The 15,487-nt window shown below is 37.7% G+C and carries 12 protein-coding genes; all 12 read left to right on the plus strand.

The features are described from left to right. The first annotated feature begins 115 nt into the window (after positions 1-115). The 12 genes from IJ535_RS01880 (at position 116) to IJ535_RS01935 (ending at position 15,352) form a co-directional block, all read left to right on the plus strand. Positions 116-775 (plus strand): hypothetical protein, encoded by a 660-nt coding sequence (locus IJ535_RS01880; protein WP_294298071.1) that lies wholly within the window; start codon positions 116-118, stop codon positions 773-775. An 11-nt stretch (positions 776-786) separates the two neighbouring features. Next, positions 787-2,049 (plus strand): restriction endonuclease, encoded by a 1,263-nt coding sequence (locus IJ535_RS01885; protein ID WP_294298073.1) that lies wholly within the window; start codon positions 787-789, stop codon positions 2,047-2,049. A gap of 14 nt (positions 2,050-2,063) precedes the next feature. After that, complete coding sequence (locus IJ535_RS01890; protein ID WP_294298076.1) at positions 2,064-3,542, plus strand: Sau3AI family type II restriction endonuclease; 1,479 nt, start codon at positions 2,064-2,066, stop codon at positions 3,540-3,542. A 93-nt stretch (positions 3,543-3,635) separates the two neighbouring features. Then, entirely contained in the window at positions 3,636-5,021 is a 1,386-nt protein-coding gene (dcm, locus tag IJ535_RS01895) for a DNA (cytosine-5-)-methyltransferase (protein ID WP_294298079.1), read from the plus strand. A 275-nt stretch (positions 5,022-5,296) separates the two neighbouring features. Further along, on the plus strand, positions 5,297-5,557 hold the full coding sequence (locus IJ535_RS01900; protein ID WP_294298082.1) for a hypothetical protein: 261 nt from the start codon (positions 5,297-5,299) through the stop codon (positions 5,555-5,557). Between the two features lie 86 nt (positions 5,558-5,643). Beyond that, positions 5,644-6,165: a 2'-5' RNA ligase family protein gene (locus IJ535_RS01905; RefSeq protein ID WP_294298084.1), complete on the plus strand. Its 522-nt coding sequence runs from the start codon at positions 5,644-5,646 to the stop codon at positions 6,163-6,165. A 230-nt stretch (positions 6,166-6,395) separates the two neighbouring features. Then, the gene (locus tag IJ535_RS01910) at positions 6,396-7,109 is read left to right on the plus strand and encodes a LytR/AlgR family response regulator transcription factor (RefSeq protein ID WP_294298088.1); all 714 of its coding nucleotides are present in this window, start codon (positions 6,396-6,398) and stop codon (positions 7,107-7,109) included. A gap of 1 nt (position 7,110) precedes the next feature. Further along, positions 7,111-8,403: an ATP-binding protein gene (locus IJ535_RS01915; protein WP_294298091.1), complete on the plus strand. Its 1,293-nt coding sequence runs from the start codon at positions 7,111-7,113 to the stop codon at positions 8,401-8,403. A gap of 124 nt (positions 8,404-8,527) precedes the next feature. After that, positions 8,528-11,602: a glycoside hydrolase family 3 N-terminal domain-containing protein gene (locus IJ535_RS01920; RefSeq protein WP_294298093.1), complete on the plus strand. Its 3,075-nt coding sequence runs from the start codon at positions 8,528-8,530 to the stop codon at positions 11,600-11,602. A 111-nt stretch (positions 11,603-11,713) separates the two neighbouring features. Further along, positions 11,714-12,403 (plus strand): hypothetical protein, encoded by a 690-nt coding sequence (locus IJ535_RS01925; protein WP_294298097.1) that lies wholly within the window; start codon positions 11,714-11,716, stop codon positions 12,401-12,403. Positions 12,404-12,509: 106 nt separating this feature from the next. Beyond that, on the plus strand, positions 12,510-13,358 hold the full coding sequence (locus IJ535_RS01930; protein ID WP_294298100.1) for an FKBP-type peptidyl-prolyl cis-trans isomerase: 849 nt from the start codon (positions 12,510-12,512) through the stop codon (positions 13,356-13,358). 188 nt (positions 13,359-13,546) lie between these two features. Then, on the plus strand, positions 13,547-15,352 hold the full coding sequence (locus IJ535_RS01935; protein ID WP_294298102.1) for a methyl-accepting chemotaxis protein: 1,806 nt from the start codon (positions 13,547-13,549) through the stop codon (positions 15,350-15,352). The last annotated feature ends 135 nt before the right edge of the window (positions 15,353-15,487 follow it).

Below are 15,487 nucleotides of genomic sequence, written 5' to 3' on the forward strand. Positions count from 1 at the left end.
GATAGTTGATAGCATCCAACTTGAATTGCTTGCTGTGTTGTTTTCTTTGACGTGACATAATGAGTTCCTCCATTTGTTGATTATACAATACTTGAAGGGGATATCTCATTTTGTTTTGTACTATTTAGATGCTAACACTAATAAGAATTTTTATTCCAAGCTTCATGATAAGGATGGCAATCACGTATCATATGAAAGAAAAACTGATATATCTAGTCAGCTGAATGGTATTGATGTGGAACTGATTGTTGGAAATCGGCATTTCTTTATTGATGAGAAGGCATCCATATATTATAGCAATGCAATGATTCCTACATTCGCATTTGAGATTAATTCTATGCAGCATGGGCATGAACAACCTATTGATGGTTGGTTTATAAATGAAGATTTAAAGACAAATTATTATATGCTGATTTGGCCGAATGTTAAATGTGAATTGACAGATGGAAAGTGGATAAGAAAGAATCCTAGTGAAATCCAGTATTCAGATTTTACAATTATTGAGGCCATGCTGATTGAAAAGAAAGACCTTGTTAATGAAGCAATCAAACATGGTTGTGATAAAGTTCATCTCATTGAATATGCTATTGAATTAAGAGAGATGATGGGAATCAGCAATGAGCGCAAAGATATTAAGGTGGATGATTATTTCAAAATAACTTATACAGGGGCACTTAATGAAAAACCAATTAATGTAGTTATTCAGAAGTCGGTACTTAAGAAAATTGCCAAGGCTACGTATCTTATTTCCGAAGATGGTTATGCTGAAATATAAGAGGAGGCATTATGGGGCAGAGAGAAGTTAGATTTGAAGATTTGGAAAATGCTGATTTATATGTGGATTGCATATATAAGGGTGGTACTCTACCGAATATGTCAGCCGAACCTTTTCACAAACTTATACCTGGATGTGAAAATGCGGGAGGCTTTAGAAAAAAGCTTAGAGAAGATGGTTCTGGTAAGTACGCATATGTGGTTCTGTATACTTCCATGGAAGAGCTAGAGTGGCCGGATTATCTTGATGAAGAGACAGGTATATTTAGGTATTATGGAGATAATCGTGAGCCAGGTCGCAAGCTGACCGATACGAAGAAAAAAGGAAATAAAATTCTTGAGATGGTTTTCAACTTGTTAAATGAAGGCGTTAATCTTGAAGACTTGCCTCCATTCTTTATCTTTAAGAAGACTGGAGTGGGGCGTGATGTCCAATTTCTTGGATTAGCTGCGCCAGGTAATCCAAAGATATCTCCCGATAAGGATTTAGTTGCGTTTTGGAGAACAGTAAAGGAAAAGCGATTCCAAAATTATGAGGCATATTTTACTATTTTAGATACTGGGGATAAGCCTATCTATAGGAATTGGATTGAGTCTTTAATCTATGACCATGATAATAGTTTGCAGTATGCTCCAGAAGCATGGCAGCGTTTCATAAAACTCGGTCGTAATGGAATTACAGCGTTAACCGCTCCGAGAATGCACAAAATCCCTACAAGATTTGAGCAGCTTCCTGCCGGTAGCGATACAGAAGGCTTATTATGTCTTGATGCTATTAGAAATCATTACAATGATTTCAGCCAGGGGTTCGAGGCTTGTGCAACAAGCATAATCGGTAAGATGGATACAAATTTCGTGGATTTTTCACTCACAAGACCTTGGCGAGATGGTGGTCGAGATGCACTTGGCTTCTATTCTATAAGTGCAGGTGGTAAAGTGAATTCACCTTTAAAGATTGATTGTGCCTTAGAGGCAAAATGTTATTCTCCGTCCCATGGCGTAGGGGTAAAGGAAATGTCTCGTCTAATTTCACGTATAAGATATAGACAGTTTGGAATAATGATTACTACAAGCTATGTTGATAAGCAAGCATATCAAGAGGTGGTTGAAGATGGACATCCAATACTTATTGTTTCCGCTGTTGATATAGCAGGTGTTTTACGTAAAAATGCAATCAACTCTTCAAACGTAGAAGAATGGTTAAAATCTGTGGATAATACAGATAAAAGAATAATGGCATATTATCAAGGAATTAAAAATCTTTTAAATAAGTAGTTAGGGGTTTCTTAATGTTTGATGAAAAACTTGGTTACGATCCAGCTAGTCCAGATAGCATAGAAGAATATGCAAAAAAGCTAGAGGACAATACTTTTTTCGAGATAATTAAATCAAGAGGAATTGAAGAGCAGACAGCCGTTCAGGCTTATGCTAATAAGCTTCGAAAAGGTGGATTGGGGAATCTACTTGAGGAAGTATACTTTGGATATAAAGCTAATTCTAATCAAGAGGCAGATTTTCCGGAGGCTGGCGTTGAACTTAAAACTACACCATATGAAGTAACAAAGAAGGGTGAACTACGAGCGGGAGAGCGCTTGGTTCTTACTATGATTAATTATGATTGCCCAGTAGAAGCTGATTTTTATAAGTCTCATGCCTGGGAGAAAATGCGCCTTATTTTGCTAATTTATTACTGGAGAGACAAGAGGCTGGATAGTAATCTTCTTTACCCCATTAAATATGTGAAGATGTTTACGCCTCCAGAGACAGATTTGGAAATTATAAAACATGATTATATGTACATTATAGATTTGATTCAGCAAGGACGAGCCCATGAACTTTCTGAGGGAGATACAATGTATCTTGGAGCTTGTACAAAAGGTGCCAATGCTGAAAAGAGTACTGTGCCTCAGTTCTATGGAGATAAAACACCTGCAAGAAAGCGGGCATTTTGCTTTAAGAATTCCTATATGACATATGTGCTGAATCATTATATAGCGGGTGATTCAAGTGATAATTCTATTTTGAAAGATGCTTCTATTTTGAAGGAGAAATCTTTTGAAAATATACTTACAGATATTGTTAGCAAATATGTTGGTAAGTCAGATAAAGAATTATGTGAGGATTTTGGACGAGAGTATAACAATAATAAGGCTCAGTGGAATGATTTAACTTGGAAGATTCTTGGAATTAGAGATGAACATGCTGATGAGTTTGAAAAAGCCAATATTAAGGTTAAGACGATTCGTGTAGAAGAGAATAATAGAATCGTTGAAAATATGTCATTTCCACCATTTAAGTTTATGGATTTGGTGGATGAAGAATATGATGACTCTACGTTGCATGATTACTTTGACGAGACGCGTCTCTTCTTTTTCATCTGGAAGAAAGATGGAGATGTCTATCGTGTAAAGGGGTGTATGCTTTGGAATATGCCATACCACGATTTAGATGTTGTAGTGCGTCGTGAATGGGAACAGTATAGGCGCATTATTCAATACGGCATAGAGTTTACCAAGCATATTGACTCAAAAGGAAAAATTAGCTTCTCTAATAATTTACCTAACAAAAGCGAAACAGAGATTATTCATGTTCGCCCACATGCCACAAAGGCAGCGTACAGATTCAACAACGGTGAGGAATATGGAAATGTGAATAGAGATGCTAATGTTTTGCCCAATGGCGAATATATGACGACACAGAGTTTCTGGATAAATAATTCATATATTTTGGAGCAAATTAAAAATATTCTAGATGAAAGTGAAAAATGATCTAGACATTAATTAATAAATGATGTAATATATGATATAGAAAAAAGAACGATCGTTCATACGCTCGTTAAAACAAAGAATAGGGAGATATTAGTGAATAAAACGGTTTGTGAATTATTCGCAGGAGTTGGTGGATTCCGTTGTGGATTGAATAATATAAAGACATTAGAAGATACAAGTAAGCCAGAAAAATGGGATACTGTCTGGTTTAGTCAGTGGGAACCAGTTGATAAAAAAACTCAGTGGGCTCATGATTGCTATGTGAATAGATTTGGTACATGTCTTGATTTAAAAGGTAATGATACAACTAATTGTGATATTAATGCGGTAGATAAAAATGATATTCCAGAACATGCATTGTTAGTAGGTGGATTTCCATGTCAGGATTATTCAGTGGCATCATCACTTGCTACATCAAAGGGACTTGAAGGGAAGAAAGGTGTTCTTTGGTGGGATATAAGAGATACATTAGAGGCAAAGCAGCCACCATTCGTTTTGCTAGAAAATGTAGATAGACTAATAAAAAGTCCTGCTAGCCAGCGGGGAAGAGATTTTGGTATTATCTTAGCTTGTTTTAGGGATTTAGGATATACAGTTGAGTGGCGTGTAATTAATGCAGCAGAATATGGATTTCAGCAGCGCCGCAGAAGAACTTTTATTTTTGCCTATCGTGAAGATACTAAGTATGCTGGGATAATGAATAAGTCTACAAAGTATAATCGTATGTTTGGAATAGAGATGCATAGATCCAGCATGGGCAAAACTATTTATACAGATGGTTTCTTTGCTAAGTCCTTTCCTATAGTCGAAGAGGATTATAAGAAAATTAGAATCACAGAATTGCCAAAGGGGATAGGTGAACTGTCTGAGAAATTTAGCTTTCCATTTGAAAATACTGGTATTATGAAAGATGGTATCGTATATACGGTAAAGACAACACCCGATTATCATGGTAAGCAAATTACATTGGGGGATATTATGGAAGAGAATGAGGTACCCGAATCTTTCTTTATTCCTGATGCAAAACTGTATTATACAAATCCTGACGTTACTCATAGTGATGAGACACATGAAAGATTACCTGATGAATCGCGTAAGACTTGGCAGTATTTGAAGGGAGCAAAAAAACTTCCAAGAAAAGCAGCTACGGGTCATGAATACATTTTTTCAGAGGGAGCTATCCCAATGATTGATGAGTATGACAAGCCTGCTAGAACAATGCTTACAAGCGAAGGGGGATTTAGCAGAACCACTCATATCGTAAGAGATAAAGTGACAGGCAGAATTAGATTGTTAACTCCAATCGAAATGGAACATATTCAAGGATTCCCTTCTGACTGGACTAAGGAGTGTTTAGTTGATGGTGAGAAGGTGGAAATGCCATTGAATAAGCGTAGATTCATGATGGGGAATGCACTTGTAGTGAATCTGATTGCACAGATGGAACCTCAGTTGGATGAGATAATTGGGGCGGAATAAGCTATACAATGGGAACTACTTACAAATGGACATAGAAAGGTCATTATGGTAAAAAAATAGTTAGGAATCAATTTTTTTACAGCAAAAGACCGAGCCAGTTACAGAGGCGAACACTCAGGTGATTGTGGGTGTCTCTGTATGGCGTGAGATATGACAACATTGAAGTGGATTATATGAATCAAGACTATCAGCCTAAGCATTGTAAGCACAGCGGATTTACAACGCAGATTATTCAGTATTTTAGTGGTGAATTGCTTTAGTAGGGAAGAATGATAATGGATAACTCTATGTATCAGAATGTTAACGAAAGAGTAGGTGAGTATATGGGAGGAAAAGTTTTAGATATAGACATCATAAAAGCTCATGACGAGGGTGTTACTGAAGGAGAAGCACGAGGCGAAGCACGAGGTGAAGCTAAAGGCGATATTTCTGCAATCAAAAATCTTATGAAAAACGCTGAAAAAACATTTGAACAAGCCTGTGAATTGCTCGGAATTAATAAGGAAAAGCAAAATATTTATAAGAACCAGATATAAAGCTAATCCCTGCCAAATATCATTTTGGTGGGGATTTTTTATAGAGGTAGAATTAGTAAATCGTCTATAGTTATGAGAGGGATGCAATGTATTTAATATCTGCTTATTTTGATGAAAACACAACTAATGTTTTAAATGGCTATATTGAAAAAGTGGACCAGGCAACAGACAATGATTTTATGGTAGCAAATAATGTTCCACCACATTTAACATTGTCAGCTATTGAAGCTAGAAGTGTTGATGTGTTGGTGCCTGCATTTGAAATGCTAGAAGGCAGAATATCCAAGGGAGATATTTCCTTAATAACAGTTGGGCAGCTTATGCCCAAGGTTTTGTATGTTGCACCTTATCTGAATGAATATTTGCAGAATCTTGAACAGCAGGTGTTTGATTGCTTTAAAGCTATCCCTGATACAACGATCAGCAACTACTATCGCCCATTTTCGTGGCTGCCACACATAACATTGGCTAAGACCCTTACTAGGGAGCAGATGGTTACAGCAGTTCAGATGATGGAAGAGTTTAAAAGATTGGATGCCAGTATTGTACGCCTTGGATTAGCAAAAGTTAATCCACATGAGGATGTGAGGCTTATTGAATTGCACTAGGCACAACAGATTTAAGTTTCTAAGTAGAGTCGATTATGGCAAGCTTCACAATATTGAGCTAGAGAAAGAGCCTGTCCTAGTAATTTAGGAACAGGCTCTTTTAGAATGTTATCAATCGCTATTATAATAGCAGATAAGATGGGCAAAAAATCTTTTCTGACATATTTTGTCGATTTATAGGCATAAATGGTATACTTACTTCAGTATATTAAAAAGGGGAAGAACTTTTAATGTTAAGAATTGCGATAGTTGAAGATGAAAAAGAGTGCCAGGCAAGCTTGGTTGAGCATCTTTCCAGGTATGAGAAGGAGCATGAGGACAATTTTATTGTACGCACCTTTTATGATGGCATAGATATTTTGGATGACTATACATCAGAATATGATTTGATTTTCCTGGATATTCACATGAAATTTCAGGATGGCATGACCACGGCTAAAAAGATAAGAGAACTGGATGATAGTGTAATCATTGTTTTTATCACTGCTCTTGCACAGTATGCAATCGAGGGGTATAAGGTAAATGCCATGGATTTCATACTTAAGCCAGTTGTATATCAGCAATTAGAAGGTACCATGGATAAAGTCTTAAAGATAGCAGACAAATATCATAAGAGCAAAGAAGTTATTGTGTCAGATGATGGTGCTAAGCGCAAAATTGATACTGAAGATATATATTATATAGAAGTTGTTGGTCATACTATTGTTATTCACAGCAAAGCGGGGATTTACGAAACAAGGAGCAAGACACTCAAGGCAATTGCTGAGGAGCTTAAGGAATTTGGCTTTGTTCAAAGTGGACAATCACATTTAATCAATCTTAAGTTTGTGGACAAGATTAAGGGGGATGTTGTAACAGTGGCCGGTGATGAGTTATTCCTTAGCAGAAGTCGTAAAAAGGATTTCATTGCCGCATTTGGTGAGTACGTGGGAATGGAGATATAGTATGGATACTTCATTTAATATAGGATATCTTCTGGAAATGCTATTGCCTGTTGTGGGAATTTGCACTGTCCTCAATAAGAAAAAGCATCCTATAATTAAAGGCGCAGCCTGTGTTGGTTTAGGTCTGCTGTTTGATGTGGTTATGACCAGCGTGCTGAAAATGCAAGGGCTTTCAGGAACAGATTATGCAGATGTAACTCCATCAACTTATATTTTTTTATTGTTCTGGTTTATGTCAATATGGATTGCTGTCATAGTTGGAATCTATCTTGCATGTGATGTTTCATTGCATGAGGCGATATATCTGTTTGCTGTCAGCTATGGAATAGAGCATATCTTTTATTGCATAAGGCAGCTTGTGGATTATCGTACTAATGGTATGATTGCTGACAATCAGCCTGTTCTTTACACCTTTTGTCTGATAGGTTCATTTTGTATGGCATATTTTTGGTTTGCAAAGCGAGCCGTGAATAATGGAAAATATTTGATAGAGACACTTTCGGCTACAACTGCGACGGTCATTATTCTTGTGGTAGTTTGGTGGATGAGCATAATCGCAGGCTTCAACAATATAGGGTACATACATGCTATCTATGCAATACTTGCATGTCTATTTATTCTTGTTAATCAACGGGCACAGCTCATCAATGAAAATGAGAAGCAGGAATTTAGATTAAAGGAACAGCTGTGGAAGGACACACAGGTCCGTTATCAGTTTTCCAAAGATGCAATGGCGGTAGTTAATCAGCATTATCATGATATGAAGCATCAGATAAATGTTCTGGCAAATATGGAAAATGATGAAAAGCGCCGTGGTATATTAGCTGAGATGGAAAACGATATCGCTGTATATGATGCTGTTGTACGCACTGGAAACGAGCTGCTTGATACAGTCCTAACAGAAAAGAAGCTGATTTGCCATAGCAAAGATATAAATATGAGCTGTATAGCAGATGGTGAACAGCTTAGATTTATGAACGATATTGATTTATATACTCTGCTTGGCAATGCATTAGATAATGCCATTGAGGCCAATGAAAAGATTGCAGATACATCTAAAAGGTGGATATCTGTTCAGATTCAAAATAAAAAGGGAATTGTGCTGTTAGAAATTCTAAATCCATTTGTTGGAAGTATCAAAATGCAAAATGGTCTACCAGTCACCTCTAAAGAAGATAATCTTAGTCATGGCTTTGGCACACAAAGCATACAAGCCATTGTAGATAAATATAATGGACAGATGGTTATTAAAACAGAAAATGACAAGTATTTACTTAGGATAATATTCTCTTAAATTAACTTGCCAAATATGACAAAAAACATGCAGGCTGTGACAAAGCCTGCTTTTTTAATATACTCTTTGATATTCTTTTCCTAGGTTATCAATCAGGCAAAAGCCTAAGAAAAGGAGAAAGAGAATGAGTAAAGGAAGAAAAATTGTTGGAACATGTATCCGCTCTATTCTTATTATCGTATTTGCGATAATTATAGTGGCGGTGAACAACATCTTACCAAACTACGCCAGAATGGTCGATAGTATGCTGGGAGGAATTAATACAAAAATCGATAATTCAGATGTTGATACTACAGGATTAGACCTTCAGTACAACAAGGCTGATTATGATGCTGATTCAATCAAGCCAGTGGAAGCAAAGCTTCATCAGAAAATCGCTGATGAAGGAACAATCCTGCTTGAGAATGAAGATGGCTTCTTACCTAAGACTTCTGATTCTACATTTAGTTTCTTTAGTGTGAATTCGGCAACGGTTGCTGCAAATGACAGTATGATGGGTGGAAGAAGCCTTGCTGATATTTTTGATGCAGCAAATGTTTCTATTAACAAAACACTTTTTGACTATTACAAAGAGCAGTCTGAAAGCTATGGCTTAGGAGCTGGCTCGATTTCATTTGGTGACGGGGAGGATTTCTCAATCAATGAATTGCCTCTTTCAGAGCTTAAGTCAAATAAAGAGGTAATGAATTCTATCAAAGATACCGTTCCTGTATATTTCTTGAAAAGAGTTGCAGGTGAGGGAAGAGATATGCCTCGTTCTATGTACAATCATGCTGACAGTGCGGAGGATAAGGCAAAAACATATCTTGAACCAGATTCAACAGAGCTTGAAATTATTTCATACTTAAATGATAACTTTGATGGAGTTATTCTTGTAAGCAATTCAAATGCGGCACTCGACCTTGATTTTGTAAAGGATTATCCAAATATCAAGGCAGTAATTTCTGCAACTGCAATTGAGTCATTACCATATATTTTAACAGGACAGGTTAATCCATCTGGTAGAACTGTAGATACTTTTGCAGCCAATCCACTTGAGTCACCTGCAGCAATGAATTTTGGTGATTATCAGTATTCTGATTCAAATGGCGAATTGACTAAGTACAATTATGTAACCTATGAAGAGGGTATCTATGTTGGATACAAATATTATGAAACAAGATATGAAGATGTAGTTTTAGGCCGTGAGAATGCGGGGGATTTTGATTATGATTCTGAGGTGGTTTATCCATTTGGATATGGATTGTCATACACCACATTTGACTGGTCTGATATGAAGACAACATGGGATGGTGATACATGTAATGTGGAAGTTACAGTTACCAACACAGGTGATACAGCTGGTAAGGATGTGGTAGAAATCTATGCCCAGAGCCCATACACAGAATACGATATTGCAAACGGTGTAGAGAAGTCTTCAGTTCAGCTTGTAGCTTATGATAAAACAAAAGAGCTTGCAGCAGGAGAAGCTCAAACACTTACACTTAGCTTTGATAAGTCACAGCTTAAGGCTTATGATTCAAATAATGCCAAGACATATATCTTCGACGCTGGCGATTATTATATTACTGCAGCAAAGAATGCTCATGAGGCTGTAAACAATATCATTGCTACAAAGCAGCAGAATGTAAAGGCTACAGAGTCAGCAAAGGAAGAAAATGCAGAGCAGCCAGAAGCTGCAGAAATTTCAGAGACAGCAAGTACAACTGATTTCGTATCAGTTTACACACCAGACAATACAGAGGTAGACACTGTTACATATTCAAAGGACAGTTATTCAGGAGTAGAAATTACAAATCAGCTTGATGATGCTAAAGGTGAGGCTACTTATCTTACAAGAAATGATTGGGTAGGAACATTCCCAACTCATGATGGCAAGCCAAGTGCTAAGATAAGTACATGGGGTAATGAAATCAATGGAGATGACGGTGCATCTTACACATATACTAAGACTGCAAGTGATGATTTAATTGCTACACTTGATAGCTTTGAGACAGGTACTCCTGTAGATAAAGATTCACTTTCCGATACTAAGATTGTTTATGGTGCAGACAACGGCCTTAAGTTGATTGATATGCGTGGCCTTGATTACAATGACCCACTTTGGGAAGATTTTTTAGATGAACTTACAGCTGATGAAATCTATAATGCAATCGGCGTTAGCGGATATGGAATTGAATATATCAAATCTATTGAAAAGCCATTTAATATGGATGCTGATACAGCAGCAGGTCTTATCTATGGTGGAACCAGTGCCATGTTCCCAAGTGCAATGACACTTGCACAGTGCTGGAATCCTTCACTTGCATTAGAATTTGGAACAATGATTGGAAACGAAGGTTTACTTGGTGGCGCTGATGGTTGGTATGCTCCATCAATGAACATTCATCGTACACCATTTTCAGGAAGAAACGGTGAGTATTATTCAGAGGATGCATTCCTTTCAGGAACTGTTGCTTCAAACGCCGTAACAGGTGCAGCATCAAAGGGTATGTACACTTATATTAAGCATTTTGCGTTCAATGACCAGGAAAACCACCGTGGTGATAGAGATGGACAGTTCAGTATTGCCACATGGCTTAATGAGCAGAGCGCTCGTGAAATTTATCTTCTTCCATTTGAAATGTGCATGAAGGCAGGAGATGTTACACTTAATTATGTAGAAAAGCAGGCTGATGGCTCTTATACAAATGCTTCTAAGGAAATTAGAGCTTCACAGGCAGTGATGACATCCTTCAACAGAGTTGGTGCTACTTGGGCAGGTGGAGATTATGGTCTCATTACAGGCATTCTCAGAAATGAGTGGGCTTTTGACGGTCTTGTGATTACAGATAACGCAAATACAGGCGTGTTCATGGATGGCTATCAGATGACCGAAGCAGGGGCAGATATTAAGCTTACATCACTTCCAGCGGCAGCAAGATATGATTTTGACAAGAATGATCCTGCCACATACTACTACGCTAGACAGGCTATGCATCATTTGCTTTATACAATCGCAAATTCTAAGTCGATGAACGGTGCAATGCCAGGAAGCCATATTATTGATGGTATAAGAATTACAACTCTTGTTATGAGAGGGGTTACTGTAGTATTCTTGCTATTAATCATTCTTGAAATTTACAAGATATTTAGATTATTTAAACCAACGGCAAAGAAGCTTGCTAAGCTTCAGGCTAAGGCTGAGAAGAATATTTAATTACACAACATCTCTTTCAATGAGAATAGTGCAACAAAAATGATATCTAGCTGTTGATAGATATCATTTTTTTTGTTAAACTACGGACTTTGTGAAAGAGAGGTAATTATTATGAAGAGATTGGATACAAATGATATTCGATCGGGCCGCCTGGCCTGTAGTTTAATTTTAATCACATCAATTTTATTAATTAGATATTGCCACTGCTACATCAGAAGTTATGCCATGCCTCTGGAGGCGGCAGAAGCTCAGATGCTAGAAGAGGTAAATGAAGTTCAAATGTCAGAAAAGACAAATGATGAGGCCCAAAAAGCTGTAGAAGAAATTGTAGAGGAAGTTGAAAAGATAACTTATGATATTCCAAGTAGCTTTGTGCATCCAGTCACTGGAAAGACTGTAAGCTACAAAGGAGGCAAAACTATTGAGCGCACCGGTAAGATTACTTATGGTGATGCTGGTGATATTAATCGTATGGCAAGTCCTGACCAGGATGGATTTATGAAGCTTGATAATCGATATCTAATTGCAGTTGGAAGCAGATTTGATACAGTACCTGGACAGTACATGGATTTGGTTTTGGAAAATGGCGTGGTAATTCCTTGCATTATGGGAGATTTGAAGGCAGACCAAGACACAGATTCAACTAATACATTCACCTATCATTCCAGATGCTGTAGCGAATTTATTATAGATGAGGATTCAATCCGTACAGACATATATGAGCGAGGAAATGCTTCACTAAAGACAAGTCTTTGGGATTCACCTGTAATGAGTGTTATTGTATATGACAAGATTTATTAAATAGTTAGGCTTTGAAGCAAACAAAGTATGTGCAAAAACCGGAAAATTTGTCTTAATCTAAAATAGAATGTATAATAACTAAGATTTTGTTTTTAAGGAGATTTTTATGAGAATAGCAGTTACATACGAAAACGGCCAGGTGTTTCAGCACTTTGGACATACACAGGAATTTAAGGTTTATGAAGTAGAGGATGGCAAGGTGGTATCATCTGAAATAATCGGTTCAGATGGTCAGGGGCATGGCGCTTTGGCAGGCCTTCTTAGCAATAAGTCGATTGATGTGCTTATCTGCGGAGGTATCGGCAGTGGTGCTCAGGCTGCTCTTAGCGAACAGGGGATTGAGCTTTGCGCTGGTGCATCAGGGGATGTTGATGCTGCAGTTGAGGCATACCTTAAGGGCGAGCTTGTAAATTCTGGTGTTAATTGCAATCATCATGGCGAAGGTCATACATGCGGCGACCATGAGGATGGACATAGCTGTGGTGACCATTCTAGTTGTGGTGGATGCCATTCTAAGCCTGAATTTGAGGGTAAGAATGTTGGAAAGACATGTCGCACTCATTACAGAGGTACATTTAACGATGGTACACAGTTTGATTCATCTTATGATAGAGGTGAACCACTTGAATTTGTTTGTGGCGCAGGCATGATGATTAAGGGCTTTGATAAGGCTGTCGCAAACATGGAGGTTGGAGATAAGGTTGATATACATCTTATGCCAGAGGAGGCTTACGGACAGCGTGATGAAGAGGCTGTTTTTACAGTGGAGATTGCTCAGCTTCCTGGTTCAGAGGAGCTTGTAGTTGACCAGCAGGTATACTTGCAGGATCCTTACGGCAGACCATTCCCAGTAAAGGTTGTTGCTAAGGATGATAAGACAATCACTCTTGATGCTAATCATGAGATGGCTGGTAAAGAACTTAACTTTACAATCGAGCTTGTAGAGGTTAAATAACATATACATACAACAAGGCTTCACCCTTTTGGGCGAAGCCTTGTTTTTTTTAGCATCTAAAAAAATCTGCAGCTATAGTGAATTAACAATGAATAATCTGTGAAAAACGGCAATTATCAGACAACTTCTGCTATATTAATAAGTAGCTTTTATGGCTTACAACATTAATTTGGAGGAGGTTCCGAAATATGGAAGGCACAAAAAAGAGGGGAAGTCTTAAAACTACTTTGGTAGCGGTAATTCTAACTGCGGTAATCGTAACAGCTGGCATTATTTCAATTTTTACTATTTTTAACACAATTAAGACTAACAATGAATCAACAGAAGCGTATAGTTCACGACTGCTTGAGGATGTTAAGTCTCAGTTGAGATATGAAACAGAGGAAGCCATGAGTATCTGTCAGGTAATGTATGGCAGATACCAGGCAGGTCAGATGACACTGGATGAGGCTAAAAAGGAGTCAGCCGATATAATCAGAGAACTTAGATATAATGAAGGTAATGGATATTTCTGGGTTGATACATCTGATGGTATAAATGTAGTTCTTTTGGGACGTGATACAGAAGGTCAGTCACGTTGGGATTTGACAGATTCCAGCGGAAATAAATTTATACAGCAGATGATTGAAAATGGTTTGCAAGAAGGCGGTGGTTATACACAGCTTATGTTTGCTAAGCCAAACGAGACTGAAGAACTTCCAAAAATTAATTATACAGCATACTATGAGCCATTCGATTGGGTATTGGGTACTGGTGTATGGATTGATGATTTAGAGGCTCTTGAAAAGGATTTTATTTCACATCAGCATCAGGCTTTGATTACAAGCGTAGTGCAGACAATTATTATTCTTTTAGTACTAATTGTTATAGGTGCATTTGTAGCATTCTTCTTTGGCAGCAAGATTACAAAGCCAATTATTCTTTCAGCTAATCAGATGATTAGAATGTCCAATAGTGATTTCACTGAGAATGACGACATGAAGGAAGTTAGAACCCTTACAAATCATAACAATGAGATTGGTGCTATTTCAGAAGCTCTTGATATGATGCATTCTAATATCCGTAATTTAATGCTCCAGATTTCAGATACAACTTCGTCTGTTGCATCTGCATCTGAGGAACTTTCAGCATCTGCATCTCAGTCTGCTGAGGCTAGTGAGATGGTTGCTACATCTTGTACAAACGTAGCTACATCTTGCTCTGGTCAGATTAATGCAGTTACAGGCGCAAGTAATGAGACAGATTCTTTCGTTACTAATATGGAAGATTTCAAGGAAGCTATCAGTCGTTCATCAGAGATGATTAAGGCTACAAACGAGGCAGCTATTAATGGTGCTGCAGATATGACTAATGCAACAGATATGATGAACACAATCAGAGATTCTGTTGAGAACACAGCTCAGGTTGTTGAAGACCTTGGTGAGAGATTAAAGAGCATTGATGAATTCGTTGTTACTATTGCAGAGATTGCAAGTCAGACAAACCTCCTTTCTCTTAATGCTTCTATAGAGGCTGCAAGAGCTGGTGAGATGGGTAAAGGCTTTGCAGTTGTTGCCAGCGAGATTTCTAAGCTTGCTGATGAATCTAACCAGGCTGCACAGAAGATTAACGAGCTTATTGCAGGTATCATGAAGAACTCACAGGAAGCAGTTACAGCTATGCGTCAAGGAGCTGAAGAGGTTGTAAATGGTTCTGAGCTTGTTAATGAAGCAGGTGGAACATTTAACAACATTGTAAACATGGTTAACTCTATTTCAGAGGAGTCAAATACAATGAGTGCTATTGTTGAACAGCTTTCAGGTGGAACAGATACTATTGCAAAGAACATACATGAGATTGAGCAGATGAGTATTGCAGTGGCAGATGAGACATCAAATGTATCAGCAGCATCAGAGCAACAGACTGCTTCTTCATACGAGGTTGCACAGGCATCTGACAGATTGGCTGGTAATGCTCAGGAACTTCAGGATTTCGTTGCAAGATTCTCATTATAAATTTTTATGATTTTAAATGGCTCGCCACAGTTCGTGGTGAGCCATTTTTAAAAGAACTATTGGCACAAGATTTAGTAGATTCTGTGATAATGCTATACAAAAGATGGCAAAAAGTGATAAAATTTAGATAGTAGT

Source organism: Pseudobutyrivibrio sp., from assembly GCF_017471675.1.
Taxonomy (GTDB): domain Bacteria; phylum Bacillota; class Clostridia; order Lachnospirales; family Lachnospiraceae; genus Pseudobutyrivibrio.

Coding starts and splice junctions, on each gene's coding strand:
- IJ535_RS01885 (WP_294298073.1), top strand. CDS start 787: ATGGGGCAGAGAGAAGTTAGATTTGAAGATTTGGAAAATGCTGATTTA.
- IJ535_RS01890 (WP_294298076.1), top strand. CDS start 2,064: ATGTTTGATGAAAAACTTGGTTACGATCCAGCTAGTCCAGATAGCATA.
- IJ535_RS01900 (WP_294298082.1), top strand. CDS start 5,297: ATGGATAACTCTATGTATCAGAATGTTAACGAAAGAGTAGGTGAGTAT.
- IJ535_RS01905 (WP_294298084.1), top strand. CDS start 5,644: ATGTATTTAATATCTGCTTATTTTGATGAAAACACAACTAATGTTTTA.
- IJ535_RS01910 (WP_294298088.1), top strand. CDS start 6,396: ATGTTAAGAATTGCGATAGTTGAAGATGAAAAAGAGTGCCAGGCAAGC.
- IJ535_RS01915 (WP_294298091.1), top strand. CDS start 7,111: ATGGATACTTCATTTAATATAGGATATCTTCTGGAAATGCTATTGCCT.
- IJ535_RS01920 (WP_294298093.1), top strand. CDS start 8,528: ATGAGTAAAGGAAGAAAAATTGTTGGAACATGTATCCGCTCTATTCTT.
- IJ535_RS01925 (WP_294298097.1), top strand. CDS start 11,714: ATGAAGAGATTGGATACAAATGATATTCGATCGGGCCGCCTGGCCTGT.
- IJ535_RS01930 (WP_294298100.1), top strand. CDS start 12,510: ATGAGAATAGCAGTTACATACGAAAACGGCCAGGTGTTTCAGCACTTT.
- IJ535_RS01935 (WP_294298102.1), top strand. CDS start 13,547: ATGGAAGGCACAAAAAAGAGGGGAAGTCTTAAAACTACTTTGGTAGCG.